Below are 14,966 nucleotides of genomic sequence, written 5' to 3' on the forward strand. Positions count from 1 at the left end.
AGGCAGACAATTGGGTTGTGCCTCTTTTTATTTGATTTGATTTGAAAAATCACGGAAGTTTATTTACTTTTGATCCCATATCCGACAATAATGAACAGAGACCTCTACATTGATTTCGCCAAAGGACTGGCTACCCTCTCCATTATCTTCATCCATACAGCATTCTGGTCGGGACAGTTTTATATTCCGGCAGAAGTAAGGGTCTTCTCTCTTGTTTTTGATGTTGCATTATTCTATGCATTAAGCGGAATCACTTCAGGAGCCAATATTGAGAAAACTTTTTACAGGTTGCTCAAGCTACAGATCACTTATATGATCTTTGTAACTTTTCTGTTCTTTTTAGATTATTTCTTTAAAGTATTTGGCCTTACTTTCTTTTCTTTGGAATGGCTGCAGGGCTTTTATTCAACATTTGGATCAAAATATTCTACAACCAGTATATCAGCAATACCTCAATGGCAAAACCTTGGCAACTGGTATCTTCATCAATACACTAATGCCGATACATTCCCGGTTGTTATGGGAAGCTTCTGGTATTTAAAAGTTTATTATATCCTTACCGTTCTGGGCGTATTAATCCTAAGGTTTTTCCCAAAACATATCAATTGGTTTATTGGGCTTTGTATTGGTTTAACTTTATTGTTCAACATTTTCCCGGAGTATTATCCGACCGGACAGGTTGGTTATGTTGCTTTTTATATGGCAGTATTCTTAATTGGAAACAGGATGCGTGGAAGAAAAATTCCAGCCAAACTTATTCCTGTTTTATATGCTCTTGTAGGCGTGGCTTTAACATGGATGTTCTGGTATTATGGAAATGAAATTTTCTACAAAATCAATAAAAATAAATTTCCGCCACAAATTCCATACATCATTTGGGCACAGTTCTCATTGGTTACATTATTTGTCCTCTATAACAGGTTAAAAGTAACTAAAGAAAATATCATTACTTATATTGGTAAGAATGCTATTTTCTTCTATTTTGCCCAGGGAATAAGCTCATCCTTGGTTTATTTTATAGTAGTTCCACTGAAAGAAAACATGTCCTGGTGGGCCTTGATGGTCATTATTTATGGCATTAACATCATCCTGGCATTAATTATTTCCGCAGGGCTGAAAAAAATAGATACATTAGGATGGAATGTTCTCGAATTTTTAAGAAAGAAAACAGCCATTAAGGACTGACTTTCTTATTAAAACATATCTAAAAGGTCAATTCTAGGAGGTTCAATATTTATAAATACTGTATAAAACGCTTTCTCTGTTATATAAAAGTCAACAGAAGACAAATTCTATCCCATCAGAAGCACTAAATATGTCTAATTTGTTTTAAATTTACAAAAATTTTAAAACATGTTTAAGTTGAAACTCCCAACCGATCCAAGGTGGGCAAATATTGCAGAAGGAAACATCGAAGAAATTTTAACAGACCATGCCTGGTGCGAGCAAAAAGCCGCTACCAATGCAATCGGGCTGATCACCATGCTTCCTGAATACCCAGAGATTGTTACAGAACTTCTTGCTATTGCTCAGGAAGAGCTGGATCATTTCAACCAGGTTCACGAAATCATCAAAAAGCGAGGCTACAAGTTTGGAAGAGCCAGAAAAGATGATTATGTGAATGAGCTGGCAAAATTTATCATACAGGGAAGCAGGGAAGATCTTATTGTAGACAAAATGCTTTTCGCAGCCATGATTGAGGCCCGAAGCTGTGAAAGATTCAAAGTTCTTACTGAAAATATCAAAGATGAAGAACTAAAAGTCTTCTACAGGGAACTTATGATCTCAGAAGCCAACCATTATACAACCTTCATTGGATTTGCAAGACAGCTTGGGGATCCTGAAAAGGTAAATGAAAGATGGGATGCATGGTTAGAATATGAAGCCAGTATCATTAAATCCTACGGAAATAAAGAAACCATCCACGGTTAAAATAAAACAGTAAAGAAGAAACATTGAAAAAACCAAGCTTTGAAAGTATTGCCAATCTATTCCTGAAAAACTTTTTTCAGGGACTGGTTATTATTGGACCAATCGGGCTGACAATTTTTGTGATCTGGTATATTGTAAGTGCTATAGACAATCTTGTTCCTTCACTTGCAAAACAGGTTCCGGGGCTTGTTTTCGTTTCTATCATATTACTTACCGCTATTTTAGGTTATCTGGGAAACAAGTTTGTAGTGGGAAGGTTCTTTTTTGACACTATGGATAGTTTACTGGAAAAAACCCCTGGAGTAAAACATATTTATACTCCTACAAAGGACGTTATGTCTTCATTTGTGGGCGACAAGAAAAAATTCAACGATCCTGTATGGGTAAAGACCAATGAGAATCCAGAGATCTGGAGAATCGGTTTTTTAACCCAAAAAGAAATGTCGGACGTTGACAAGCATAATTACGTTGCGGTATATTTACCCCATTCCTATGCCATTTCGGGATGGGTAATTGTTACTGAAGAAAAAAACATCAAACCTGTAGTGGGAATGACTGCTGCTTCTGCCATGAAGTTTGCCGTAAGCGGCGGTGTAGCCGGATTCCATTCTGATGAAAATATATTTAAAGCACCGGAATAATTCCCATTCCCCCTTTACATGTACATTGATGAATTTGAAAGTTATTTCAAACAGATTTTTCTTTTACAAACAATTTAAAAACATACCAACCCATGAATTTACCGTACGCGGAGCCTTTCCGCATTAAAATGGTGGAAGAAATCTACCAATCTACAAGAGCAGAAAGAGAACAGTGGCTTAAGGAAGCTAATTACAATCTCTTCAACTTAAAATCTTCACAAGTTTTTATTGATCTTTTAACCGATTCCGGAACCGGAGCTATGTCTGACAGGCAATGGGGAGCGTTGATGACCGGAGACGAAAGTTATGCAGGATCCCGTTCTTTTGAACAGCTTCAAAACAGTGTTGAAAAAATCACAGGATTCAAATATCTGTTACCAACTCACCAGGGAAGAGCTGCTGAAAATGTACTTTTCTCCGTTTTGGTGAAAGAAGGAGACGTGGTACCTGGAAACTCACATTTCGATACTACAAAAGGACATATTGAGTTCAGAAAAGCTCACGCCATAGATTGTACTATTGATGAAGCCTTTGATATTAATAATCTTCATCCTTTCAAAGGAAATATCAATCTTGAAAAACTGGAAGCAGTTTACAAAAGCCACCCTAAAGAAAGTATTCCTTTCTGCCTGATTACCATTACCTGTAATTCTTCTGGAGGACAGCCTGTTTCTCTGGAAAATATGAAAGCCGTAAAGGCTCTTTCTGATCAGTATGGAATTCCTGTATTCTTTGATTCCGCAAGATTTGCCGAGAATGCCTACTTCATTAAGAAAAGGGAACAGGGACAGGAAAACAGAAGCATCAAAGAGATCTGTAAAGAAATTTTTTCTTATGGTGACGGGATGACCATGAGTTCTAAAAAGGACGGATTGGTAAATATTGGAGGATTTATCGCGTTAAATAATGAGGAGATTTTCAGAAAAGCATCTAATTTCACCATTATCTATGAAGGTTTCATTACTTATGGCGGAATGGCCGGAAGAGATATGGCGGCATTAGCGGTAGGTCTGGATGAAGCTACAGAATTCGCTTATCTGGAAAGTAGAATATCTCAGGTAGAATATCTTGGAAATAAATTAATTGAGTACGGAATTCCTGTACAGAAGCCAATTGGAGGACATGCTGTTTTCATTGACTCTTTAAATTTCCTACCTAATGTTTCCCGCGAAGAATATCCGGCTCAGACTTTAGGTCTTGAAATTTATAAGGAAGCAGGTATCAGAACCGTAGAAATCGGGACTTTACTGGCAGACAGAGATCCTGAGACCAGACAAAACCGTTATCCGAAACTGGAGCTGGTACGCCTTGCTATTCCTAGAAGAACATACACCAACAATCATATGGATTATATTGCTGCTGCAATAAAGAATGTATATGAAAGACGTGAAGAAATAGCAAAAGGGTATAAAATTACCTGGGAACCGGAAATATTAAGACACTTTACCGTTCAGCTTGAAAAAGCATAAAAATAACAAAACCGGAATTTATTTCCGGTTTTTTTATACCGATCAGGAAACTATCTGCTTCAAAATCTCATTCTTGTCTAAGCATATTTTTCATGTTTTTTATCTTATTTTTCAAAAATTCAAAATCAAATTAATTTATTTTTTATAAATAATGAATGATTTTAATTTACTTTTGCATCTGTAAAACAGACCGAAAAAATATTTAAACACTAACCTGAAAAAATCCGTTATTCCGAACATGAATAAAATTGCTGTCGTGGGCGCTGGTATTTCCGGCTTAAGCATGGCGAATTATCTCGAAAAACACAAAATTGATTATCATATTTACGAAAGAAGAAGCAAGGAAGATTTGGCAGGCCATGGCTTTCTTATCCCACAGGAAGGTATTGAGTATCTTAACAAAATTATAGATCCTGATCTCCTTTTTGAACAGGGAAGCTTTCTGAAAAAATATATTCAATATTCTCATACCGGAAAAAAAATTGCAGAAAAGGACCTCAGCAATGTATTTGCTATTTCCAGACAGGCCCTTATTCGTCTTCTGTCCGCAAACATCTCTTCTGAAAAAATAACATACAATGCAACAGTAATCCCCTCTGAAACAGAAGAAAAAGGAAAATTGAAACATCCCGACGGAACTACTATAGAAGCTGACATAACTATTGTTTCAGATGGTTCTAAAAGCCGCATCAGAAGGAATCTTTTCAAAGATGAAAAAATGAGGCAGGTACAGGAGAATGAAGTAGTCAATATTATTAAGGATGAAACTATTGCAGCTTCTGTTGAAAATGATTTCATAAAGTTTCATCATGATCAGGGCGGACTAACTTTTGGAGTTCTGAAGCTTTCTCATGACACCATTCTGTGGTACTCCCAGTTTGATAATGAAAAATATAAAATCAATGAATATACTTCGGACAATCTGAAGGGCTATATGCTTGAGCTTTTCGCTGACTGGCATCCTTTAGTCTCTTCAATCATTCAAAATTCAAATTATGAAAATGTACATTTATGGTGTGTTTATGAACTGGAGGAGCTCAACCCTTTTTATAAAGACAATATAGTATTCATAGGTGATGCAGCCCATCCACTCATTCCTTTTACAAGCCAGGGAGTTACCTCAGCACTTAAAGACTCTTATATCTTGACTAAATATCTGATTGAAGAGCATACAATCGCAGAGGCTTTTCGTAAATATGAATCGGAAAGAAAGCCTGAAATAGAAACTCACATCAATAACGGCAGAATATTATTGAAACAGTTTCTGCTTCCAACAGACCAACAGACAGATAATATTTTACCCATATCATACAAATAAGAAATGTTTACCAATAACGATATCAACTTTGAAGCCTTAAAAAGAAAAGCCTATAACGGAAGATGGGCAACCCTGGAAGACGGAATTATTCCTTTAACAGCTGCAGATCCGGACTTTAGGGCTGCTCCTGAAATAGAACAGGGAATCATTGACTATATAAAAGACGGCTACCTGAGCTATGGGCCATTCTCAGGACTTCCTGAATTCAAGAAAAGTGTTGCAGATCATTTTAACCATGAAAAACACGGGAGTTTTTATGCTGAAAATGTGCTGGCAGTTAACAGCGCGGCGCAGGGAATGTTCCTTATCGCAAAATATGTTTTAAATCCTGGTGATGAAGCTATCATTCTGGATCCTGTAGATTTTTTATTTAAAAAGTCTGTAGAAACGGCTGGTGGAACCGTAAAACTTTGCCCTGTAAATACCCAAACCGGAGAAATTGATTTTGAAAAACTGATTGCTTCAATCAATAGCAATACAAAGCTCATCAGCATCTGTAACCCTCATAACCCGCTTGGTAAGGTATATTCTAAAGACGTACTCAAAAAAGTTTCAGAGATTGCTTCGGCTCATGATTTATGGGTGATGAGTGATGAAATCTGGAGTGATATTATTTATGATAACAGGGATTTTTATACCTATTCGGCAGTATCTGAAGAGGCCAAAAGAAAGAGTTTCACAGTCTATGGATTCTCAAAATCATTTGGCATTGCAGGTTTGAGAATTGGGGCCGTACTATGTAACGATCAGGAAATTCTGGAAGATTTTACAGAAAAATCGAACTTTAATTCTACTATTGAAGGAGTTTCCACACTATCACAAATTGCGGCAAGTGTAGCATTGGAAAAAGCTAAGCCTTGGTACAAAGAGTTTTTAAGTCATTTACAGCAAAACAGGAATCTTGCTTTCCGGCTTTTGAAGGGATCGGGGCTTGTAACACCTAATCTTCCTGAAGCTACTTTTGTATTATTTCCGAAGATTGAAAACGGAATGTCCAGCGATCAGTTTGCCCAGCATGTTCTGCAATATGGTAAAGTAGCGATTGTTCCAGGATCGGAAAGATGGTTTGGAAAAGGAGCTGAGGGCCACATCAGAATATGTTTTTCTACTTCACAGGAAATTCTTGAAGAAGGACTTAACAGAATCATTACCAGCTTTTAGCATTAAAATTTTTCGTTAATTTCATGTATTTTGATTATCATTTTACTTTAATTTAACATAAACAGTATTAAATTAAGACATTCATAACAAATATTCAATTTAAGTATTGATTTAAAAATAAATATTGGTAATTTTGATCTAGTCATCCTCTAAAATTATCAATATGAAGATAAAATACATAAGCATCGTTTTTCTTACAGCATCTTCACTATCTTATGCTCAGCAGGTAAAAGATACCTTAACAAAAGAATCAAAAATAGACGAGGTGGCCATTACCGGAAGCCGGAACAAGAAAAGAACTGTTATCAACACTCCCGTTCCTATTGATGTTATAGATATCAAACAGGTTAGCCAGTCAACGGGTCAGGTAGAGGTGAACCAGCTTTTACAGTTCTCCGCCCCTTCCTTTAACTCTAACAAACAATCAGGATCCGATGGCGCTGATGCGGTAGATCCGGCTACTTTAAGAGGGCTAGGCCCGGATCAGACTCTCTTGCTCCTTAATGGAAAAAGATATCACCAGTCTTCCCTGATTAATCTCTTCGGAACCAAAGGAAGAGGCAATACCGGCTATGATATGAATACAATTCCTATCGGAGCAATCAAACGTGTAGAAGTACTTCGTGACGGAGCCTCGGCTCAGTACGGTTCGGATGCTATTGCCGGTGTTATCAATGTTATCCTTAATGACCGTGATAAAGGCTTTGAAGGTAATGCTTTCTATGGAATGAATCTTTTTAAAAGTCCCGGCAATAATGATGTGGTTTCCGATCATAAAGTAGATGGGATTACCTTTGATTTCAGCGGAAACCTGGGAACAAAAATTGGAAATAAGGGCGGCTTCGGTAATTTTACCGCAGAATTCGTCAATAAGGATTACGCTATCAGAAATGCTAACCCAGACATTTACAATGATCCCACTCTGGCTCCAAGACAGCGTTTCGGTGATGCCAAAGCCCAGAATATTTATTTTTTCGGAAATATTGAACTTCCGTTAACTGATGGGTTAAAATTCTATTCCCGCCAGGGGTTTTCTCACAGAAATACCAAAGCTTATGCATGGACAAGAACTCCTGAGTCCAATGGCAATATCCCGGAGATCTATCCGATGGGATTTAATCCTATAGAAGATACCAGTATCAGTGATTTTACATTTGATAATGGTTTAAAATTCAAAGTGGCTGATTGGGATGTAGATTTTTATAATGCTTTTGGAAACAACAGATTTACTTATGATATCACCAATACCATTAATGCAACCTTAGGCACTAAATCTCCAACCCAATTTTATGCTGGCGGGCATTCATTGCTGCAAAATACAACCGGTTTTAACGCTGTAAGATTGTTTAAGGTACTTGAAGGATTGAATATTGCTTTCGGATCAGAGTTCAGATATGAAAAATTCAATATTATTAAGGGCGAAGAAGCTTCCTATACAATGTATGACATCAACGGTAATCCTGTAACCCCCAATACTCCTGACAATTTGTTGGTGACCAATCCCCTTGCTGACCCAAGTGATAACAAAAGACCAGGCGGCTCACAGGGTTTCCCCGGCTATTCTGCAGATATTGGTAAAAGCAGGAATAATTTTGCCTCTTATGTAGATACAGAACTGGATATTACCAAAAACTGGATGATCAGTATAGCCGGAAGATTTGAGAACTATAATGATTTTGGAAGCACTTTAAACGGTAAGTTTGCGACGCGGTATGCCTTTACCCCACAATTCGCCTTCCGAGGATCTATCTCTACAGGATTCAGAGCCCCTTCTCTTGCCCAGAAGTATTACAGCCAGCAGTTCACAAATTTCCAGGGTGGCAAATTGGTAACCATTCAATTGGCATCTAATGATAGTGATCTTGCCAACAAATTAGGGATTGAACAGCTGAAACAGGAAACATCCGTGAACGGAAGTGCCGGATTTACTTTTAATACAGGTAAATTCACAGCTACAATTGACGGATACTATATCAGCGTAAAAAACAGGATCGTTCTGACAGGAAATTTCTCCAGAAGCGATTTGCCTTCTGATGTTCAGACTGCTTATCCTTACATTGACCAGGCCCAGTTCTTTTCTAACGCCATAGATACCAGAACCAAAGGAATTGATGTTATCCTGAGTTATAGTGAAAACGTAGGTCCAGGAAAGTTAACGGCAACATTAGCAGGAAACTATAATGACATGGAAATAACCAAAGTTAATACCTCCCCAAAATTACAAGGTATGGAAGACGTCTATTTAAGCTATAGAGAAAGAGCTTTTATTCTTGCTTCCGCACCCAAAACAAAGGTTAACCTCAATCTCAACTATAAGATCAGTAAATTCAATGCGAATCTACAACTGGTAAGATTTGACAAGGTTACCTTAATTGGATACGATGACGCAGAACAGATTTATAATCCTAAAGTAACAACTGATATCTCTTTTGGCTATGAGATTTCAAGCAACCTCAATTTTACTTTAGGAAGCAAGAATATATTCAACAGATATCCAACCCTGCAAAAAACACAGGTAACAATCGGAAACACAGAATCCGGAGGAATTTTTGATCCGGTACAGATGGGATTTGCAGGAAGACAGGTTTTTGCCAGACTTAATTTTAAGTTTTAAAATGGCCAGAAGCTGCAATAGTTCCCCATTCAGGTTACTACTTCACTACAAAATGCCCGCTGAAAAATTTCAGCAGGCATTTTTTTTATTTCTTGGAAATTCTATATAATTTACCGCTGTCTGTTACGGCATAAAGATTCCCATCCATTCCGTCCAGTACATCCCGGAACCTTTCATTCTGATCTGCCAGAAGGCGCTCTTCACCTACAACTTTATTATCCTTCATCACAATTCTGTTGATATGCTCACCACTCAGGCAGCCAATGAAAAGATTTCCTTTCCATTCATCTATATTTCCGGTATAAAAGGTAACTCCGCTTGGAGAAATTACAGGATCCCAATAATAAACCGGCTGTTCTGTACCTTCTTTTTGGGTAATACCTTCTCCTACTTTGGCTCCTGAATATTCAATCCCATAGGTTACATCTCCCCAACCGTAGTTTTTACCAGGTTGAATAAGATTAATCTCATCTCCACCTCTTGGCCCCATTTCCACATCCCAAAGATTTCCGTTAGGATCAATAGCTAACCCTTGAGGATTGCGGACCCCATATGCATAAATTTCAGGCTTATATCCTTTCTTTCCTATAAAAGGATTTCCCGGAGCAGGTAATCCTTCCTTGGTAATTTTGATGATTTTGCCCAAATAATTATTAGTCTTCTGTGCATAGGCTCTTGTTACTTTATCAGACCTTTCACCCGTGCTGACAAATAAATTACCGTCTTTATCAAAAACCAGCCTGCTTCCGTAATGCTTGTCTCCGTCATAAGAAGGTTCAGCCCGGAAAATAACTTTCACCTCTGAAACCGTTTTAAGATCGCCAGACAGTTTTCCTTTTGCCACAGATGTAAGGTTTCCTTTTCCAAATGGTTCTGAAAAGCTAAAATAAATAATAGAATTGGTTGTAAAATCAGGATCCAGAGCTACATCAAGCATTCCTCCCTGCCCTTTTGCATCCACGCTTGGAAAGCCTTCTATTTTCGTGATCTGTTTTCCATCCCTGGAAACAACATTCATATATCCTCTTTTATCTGTAATGAGAAACCTTCCGTCCGGTAAATTAATAATTCCCCAGGGCTTCCCAAGATCTTTATTCAAGATTTCAGCATTATAGGGAGTATTTGTCTTTACTGCTTTAATTCTGGTTTGTCCTTTAAAAGCTGGCTGATAATCAGAATTAGGCTTCTCAGTTTCTACGCTGCCATCCTTTCCTGTTTGTTGTGCGTTCGCATTATTCTTTTTACATGAAGATAAAGTAAGGAAAAGACTCAGTGCCGGAATATAAAATTGATTGATTTTCATGATATTATGATTAAGTGTTTAAAAATGAATGGAAAAATAATGCCATAAAGTTTGTGTAATTAAAACCTTGTTTTACATCTTTAGAACTTCATTATATTATTGGCAATAAGAAAAAAATAGTTATACTGTCTTTATAATCAAAATAGTTCTGAGATTGGTACCTTCATGCTGTATATTTTAAAAGCATTTTATTCTTCAAAAGAAATAAAGCCATAGGAATAATTACTATAGTTTGATAATCAAAATATTTCATCATCAAATCTTTAGCATGCCTAATTATTTCTTTTGTATTTTTGTTCTATACATTCTTTTCTTATGGATTTTAAGCTTCAATCAGAATATAAACCCACCGGGGATCAGCCCCAAGCCATCGAAAAACTAACTGCAGGAATAGAAATTGGTGAAAAATACCAGACTCTTCTTGGGGTAACCGGATCCGGGAAAACCTTTACGGTTGCCAATGTTATTCAAAATGTTCAGCGCCCAACCCTGGTCCTGGCTCATAACAAAACACTGGCTGCCCAACTTTTTATGGAGTTTAAGGAATTTTTTCCGGAAAACGCTGTGGAATACTTTGTGAGTTACTATGACTACTATCAGCCGGAAGCCTATATTGCCACTACCGGAACTTATATTGAAAAGGATCTGAGCATTAACGAAGAAGTTGAAAAATTACGTCTTTCCGCTACAGCAAGCCTTCTTTCAGGAAGAAGGGATGTATTGATCGTAGCCTCCGTTTCCTGTATTTATGGTATTGGAAACCCTACTGAATTTCATAAATCATTAATCTCTATTGCAATTGGTGAAAAAGTAACGAGGACCGCCCTGCTCCATTCTTTGGTGAATGCTTTATATGCAAGAACTTTAAATGAATTTCAAAGAGGAACCTTTCGTGTAAAGGGAGATGTTATCGATGTTTTCCCTGCTTATGCTGATAATGCGATCAGAATTCAGTTTTTTGGAGATGAAATTGAAAAAATTCAAAGTTTTGATCCTGTAACAGGAAATGTAGAGTCTAATTTTGACCAGATTCAGATCTATCCTGCCAACCTTTTCGTTACCTCGAAAGAAACACTGAATGGGGCTATCAAAGAGATTCAGGATGATATGGTAAAACAGGTTGACTTCTTCAGCTCTATTGGAAAACCACTGGAAGCGAAACGACTTCAGGAAAGAACAGAGCTGGATCTTGAAATGATAAAAGAATTAGGTTACTGCTCAGGAATTGAGAATTATTCAAGATATCTTGATGGCAGGCTTCCCGGCACAAGGCCTTTCTGTCTGATCGACTACTTCCCTAAGGATTTTTTGATGGTGATAGATGAAAGCCACGTAACTGTTCCTCAGGTTCATGCCATGTATGGTGGAGACCGAAGCAGAAAGGAATCTTTAGTGGAATATGGCTTCAGACTTCCTGCCGCTATGGATAACAGACCTTTAAAATTTGAGGAATTTGAATCTATGCAGAATCAGGTAATTTATGTTTCTGCAACTCCGGCAGATTATGAGCTGGAAAAAACAGGAGGAGCTTATATTGAACAGATCATCCGCCCGACAGGGCTTCTTGATCCCGTTATTGAAGTAAGGCCAAGCTTAAATCAGATTGATGATCTCATGGAAGAAATCCAAAAAAGAGCTGATGCTGATGAAAGAGTTCTGGTAACTACTTTAACCAAGAAAATGGCAGAGGAGCTTACAAAATATTTTACAAAATTCGGGATCAGAACAAGGTATATCCACTCGGATGTAGAAACCCTGGAGCGTATTCAGATAATGCAGGATCTGCGTTTGGGGCTCTTTGATGTTTTGATTGGGGTTAACTTACTGAGAGAAGGTCTGGATTTACCAGAAGTTTCATTAGTTGCTATTTTGGATGCTGATAAAGAAGGTATGTTAAGAAGCAGAAGATCCATGATACAGACAGTAGGGCGTGCCGCAAGGAATATCAATGGAAAAGCCATTATGTATGCTGATAAGATCACAAAATCTATGCAGGCAACATTAGATGAAACCGAATACCGCCGAGCAAAGCAGATGAAATACAATGAAGACAACGGACTGGTACCAAAAGCTCTGAATAAAAAGATTTCTGAAAACCTTGTTGGAAGAAGCAAAGATTTCCCTGATGAAAAATATACCCAAAAAGAAATTCTTCAAAAAGTAGCTGAAGTTAAAGCTACCTATGCCAGTGAAGATGTAGAAAAGATAATTGAACAAAAGCAGAAAGAAATGGAAGCTGCTGCTAAAAATCTTGACTTCATCAAAGCAGCTAAACTAAGAGATGAAATTGCAGCCTTGAAAAATTAAAAGTGTCTGTTAAAAAGTACCGGCGGCTTCTTCGAAGCCGCCGGTACTTTATCTAAAAACAATTTTTTCATTTTACAGTCCATTCCTTACAGAAGCTCTGATAGGGATTAGCAGCTCCATCAATCCGTTTATTTTGATTTCATAGATGGTTGATAACTGCATCCCAAGTTTTCCTTTGGGCATTCCGCTTCTGTGAAACCATTCAAGATAGCTTATAGGAAGATCTGCCAAAACTGTTCCTTCGTATTTGCCAAATGGCATTTTCACTACACAGATCTCTTTTAATATTTCCGGATTTATTCCCTCCACTTTTTATGTAATTAAATTAATTTATCATCTATTTCTGCCTGATTGGGTAATTCCAGATCAGGAGGTACATTTTCATCTGCAAATTCATTTCTGTATACCTGCATCAGAAGAAGGGTTAATGAAATCAGAATAGGGCCAAAAATAAGTCCCATAAAGCCAAACAGGTTCATCCCCATAATAATTCCAAATACAGTGTTCAGTGGATGGATATTTTCAAGTTTCTTTAAAAGTGTAAAACGTAGCAGATTATCGGTAAGCCCTACTACCACTACACAATAGATGGCAAGCCCTAACCCTTGTCCTGTATTGCCTTCTGCAATCATAAAGATACAGACAGGAACATATACAATGGCTGTTCCTACAACCGGAATAACAGATGCTGCAGCTGTTAAAGCAAAAAGAAGAACCGCTCCCGGAGCTCCAAATATCAGATATCCGATGAAAGATACAACTCCCTGTCCAACAGCCACTACAGGAATCCCTATAGCATTTGCCATAATAAGCTTCCTAAGCTTTTCACCCAGCAAAGAAACGTTAGATCGCTTTAAAGGTGCCGAATTGGTAAGGATCCTCTCAAACAATCTGGGCTTTTCCAACATAAAATACAGGATAAAGTACATAGACATTACTACCGTAAGAGTGTTGAATGTTCCACTTAATGCAGATGTAGAGAATTTTCCTACAAAACTTTTCAGCTTATTCATGTTTTCCTGGCTTAGAATATCAAAGCCAACCTTACCATAAACGTAGGAATGTATTTTATCCAGAAATACATTGAATTTATCCATATATGCCTGTGCGTTTCCCAGCTTATCAATAATCAGATCTGCAATGAAATAAATAGGCAGGATCAGAACGATAAGACTCGCAAACATTAAGGCAAAAGCAGCAAGAGAAGGCTTCCATTTCTTTTCTTCCTGAAGGTAGAAGTTATACTTTCTGCAAACAACATAAATAGTAATAGCTCCTAAAACTGATGGAATAAACAATGCAAGGTTAAAGCAGATTAAGCCTGTCAGCACCAAAATAATGGCGAGCAAAGAAACCTGCTTTATGGCAACACTGCTTATTTGATTGTCTTTATTCATCAAAAGTTATTTTATCTTATTATTTTGTATACATGATCTGCCTTGGCTTTCCTACAAATGCACAATACGCAGAATACATTACGACCATAATGAATGGAGCCGTTAAAATAATACCAATTCCACATAAAATGATTCCCGCCATTGAAATTAAAAGTCCAAGAAAGCTTACTCCTAAAAAGGTTCCGTAATTTTCCTTAGCAATATTGAATGACTTGCTTAAAGCATCAATAGCTGATGAATTTTCAAATAACAGGATAGGATATCCCAGTAAAAGAAAAGGATAAATAAAAATAAACGGAAGAAAACAAAGCGTAAGGGCAACTGAAGAAATAAGTCCTGAAAGGAAGCTATAAATCAATATATTAACAAAATTCTGACGGTATCCGATAAATAGATCTGAAAACTCAATCGGATTTTTGGTATTGAATTTATTCACCATATAAATCAAACCTACATACAAAGGAGTCAGCAACAGTAAAAAAATGCTGGAAAATGTCATATACATTGAGAACCCAGGGGTTTCCCAATATCTAAAGCTCCCGTAATCACCAGAAGACTGCATTTCTTCTACAATAGCAGCAGAATTGAAACCGGTAATACTTTGGATAATCATCCCTCCAACAATATAGACTATCATGGCAACAATAGCATACCCAAAAACACCCTTATACATTTCAAAGGCATGTGAAATGATTGATCCTGTTTCTTTGTTAGGCACAGAACCTTGCTGATCAAATTCGTTAAATTCAGACATAGTTTAAATATTTAATGATTTTACCAAATTTAACTTTTTTTTGATAGAAAAGCATATTAAACCTTGCTGA

The 14,966-nt window shown here is 37.2% G+C and carries 12 protein-coding genes; 8 read left to right on the forward strand and 4 right to left on the reverse strand.

All coding sequences use genetic code 11. The annotated features are described in order from the left end of the window. Positions 1-90 precede the first annotated feature (90 nt). From EG339_RS04830 to EG339_RS04860, 7 genes are all read left to right on the forward strand, one after another. Complete coding sequence (locus EG339_RS04830; protein ID WP_123869111.1) at positions 91-1,185, forward strand: acyltransferase family protein; 1,095 nt, start codon at positions 91-93, stop codon at positions 1,183-1,185. Positions 1,186-1,353: 168 nt separating this feature from the next. Beyond that, the gene (miaE, locus tag EG339_RS04835) at positions 1,354-1,932 is read left to right on the forward strand and encodes a MiaE family protein (RefSeq protein ID WP_123869112.1); all 579 of its coding nucleotides are present in this window, start codon (positions 1,354-1,356) and stop codon (positions 1,930-1,932) included. A 23-nt stretch (positions 1,933-1,955) separates the two neighbouring features. Beyond that, positions 1,956-2,573, forward strand: a complete 618-nt coding sequence (locus tag EG339_RS04840; RefSeq protein ID WP_045492390.1) for a DUF502 domain-containing protein — start codon at positions 1,956-1,958, stop codon at positions 2,571-2,573. Positions 2,574-2,665: 92 nt separating this feature from the next. Beyond that, positions 2,666-4,042, forward strand: coding sequence for a tryptophanase (locus EG339_RS04845; RefSeq protein WP_123869113.1), 1,377 nt, complete (start codon positions 2,666-2,668; stop codon positions 4,040-4,042). A 238-nt stretch (positions 4,043-4,280) separates the two neighbouring features. Beyond that, positions 4,281-5,360: an FAD-dependent monooxygenase gene (locus EG339_RS04850; RefSeq protein WP_123869114.1), complete on the forward strand. Its 1,080-nt coding sequence runs from the start codon at positions 4,281-4,283 to the stop codon at positions 5,358-5,360. Positions 5,361-5,363: 3 nt separating this feature from the next. Then, positions 5,364-6,521, forward strand: a complete 1,158-nt coding sequence (locus EG339_RS04855; protein ID WP_123869115.1) for a pyridoxal phosphate-dependent aminotransferase — start codon at positions 5,364-5,366, stop codon at positions 6,519-6,521. A 163-nt stretch (positions 6,522-6,684) separates the two neighbouring features. Next, the gene (locus tag EG339_RS04860) at positions 6,685-9,135 is read left to right on the forward strand and encodes a TonB-dependent receptor plug domain-containing protein (RefSeq protein WP_123869116.1); all 2,451 of its coding nucleotides are present in this window, start codon (positions 6,685-6,687) and stop codon (positions 9,133-9,135) included. An 85-nt stretch (positions 9,136-9,220) separates the two neighbouring features. Here EG339_RS04860 and EG339_RS04865 read toward each other — a convergent pair whose 3' ends face one another. Continuing rightward, entirely contained in the window at positions 9,221-10,438 is a 1,218-nt protein-coding gene (locus EG339_RS04865; RefSeq protein WP_123869117.1) for a PQQ-dependent sugar dehydrogenase, read from the reverse strand. 315 nt (positions 10,439-10,753) lie between these two features. Here EG339_RS04865 and uvrB point away from each other — a divergent pair, with 315 nt between their 5' ends. Next, positions 10,754-12,745 (forward strand): excinuclease ABC subunit UvrB, encoded by a 1,992-nt coding sequence (gene uvrB, locus EG339_RS04870; protein WP_123869118.1) that lies wholly within the window; start codon positions 10,754-10,756, stop codon positions 12,743-12,745. A gap of 72 nt (positions 12,746-12,817) precedes the next feature. Here uvrB and EG339_RS04875 read toward each other — a convergent pair whose 3' ends face one another. From EG339_RS04875 to EG339_RS04885, 3 genes are read right to left on the reverse strand one after another with little or no spacing between them, the layout of a single operon-like run. Then, positions 12,818-13,045 carry a DUF3820 family protein gene (locus EG339_RS04875; RefSeq protein WP_045501791.1) on the reverse strand — a complete coding sequence of 76 codons (228 nt, stop codon included), beginning with the start codon at positions 13,043-13,045 and terminating at the stop codon, positions 12,818-12,820. Positions 13,046-13,065: 20 nt separating this feature from the next. Beyond that, on the reverse strand, positions 13,066-14,142 hold the full coding sequence (locus tag EG339_RS04880) for an AI-2E family transporter (RefSeq protein ID WP_123869119.1): 1,077 nt from the start codon (positions 14,140-14,142) through the stop codon (positions 13,066-13,068). Positions 14,143-14,161: 19 nt separating this feature from the next. Next, positions 14,162-14,896, reverse strand: a complete 735-nt coding sequence (locus EG339_RS04885; RefSeq protein ID WP_123869120.1) for a beta-carotene 15,15'-monooxygenase — start codon at positions 14,894-14,896, stop codon at positions 14,162-14,164. Positions 14,897-14,966: the final 70 nt, after the last annotated feature.

Source organism: Chryseobacterium bernardetii (genome assembly GCF_003815975.1).
In the GTDB taxonomy this organism is placed as follows: domain Bacteria; phylum Bacteroidota; class Bacteroidia; order Flavobacteriales; family Weeksellaceae; genus Chryseobacterium; species Chryseobacterium bernardetii.

Excerpts from the sequence above, each read along its gene's own strand:
- EG339_RS04830 (WP_123869111.1), top strand. The coding sequence starts at position 91 with ATGAACAGAGACCTCTACATTGATTTCGCCAAAGGACTGGCTACCCTC.
- miaE (WP_123869112.1), top strand. The coding sequence starts at position 1,354 with ATGTTTAAGTTGAAACTCCCAACCGATCCAAGGTGGGCAAATATTGCA.
- EG339_RS04845 (WP_123869113.1), top strand. The coding sequence starts at position 2,666 with ATGAATTTACCGTACGCGGAGCCTTTCCGCATTAAAATGGTGGAAGAA.
- EG339_RS04850 (WP_123869114.1), top strand. The coding sequence starts at position 4,281 with ATGAATAAAATTGCTGTCGTGGGCGCTGGTATTTCCGGCTTAAGCATG.
- EG339_RS04855 (WP_123869115.1), top strand. The coding sequence starts at position 5,364 with ATGTTTACCAATAACGATATCAACTTTGAAGCCTTAAAAAGAAAAGCC.
- EG339_RS04860 (WP_123869116.1), top strand. The coding sequence starts at position 6,685 with ATGAAGATAAAATACATAAGCATCGTTTTTCTTACAGCATCTTCACTA.
- EG339_RS04865 (WP_123869117.1), bottom strand. The coding sequence starts at position 10,438 with ATGAAAATCAATCAATTTTATATTCCGGCACTGAGTCTTTTCCTTACT.
- uvrB (WP_123869118.1), top strand. The coding sequence starts at position 10,754 with ATGGATTTTAAGCTTCAATCAGAATATAAACCCACCGGGGATCAGCCC.
- EG339_RS04880 (WP_123869119.1), bottom strand. The coding sequence starts at position 14,142 with ATGAATAAAGACAATCAAATAAGCAGTGTTGCCATAAAGCAGGTTTCT.
- EG339_RS04885 (WP_123869120.1), bottom strand. The coding sequence starts at position 14,896 with ATGTCTGAATTTAACGAATTTGATCAGCAAGGTTCTGTGCCTAACAAA.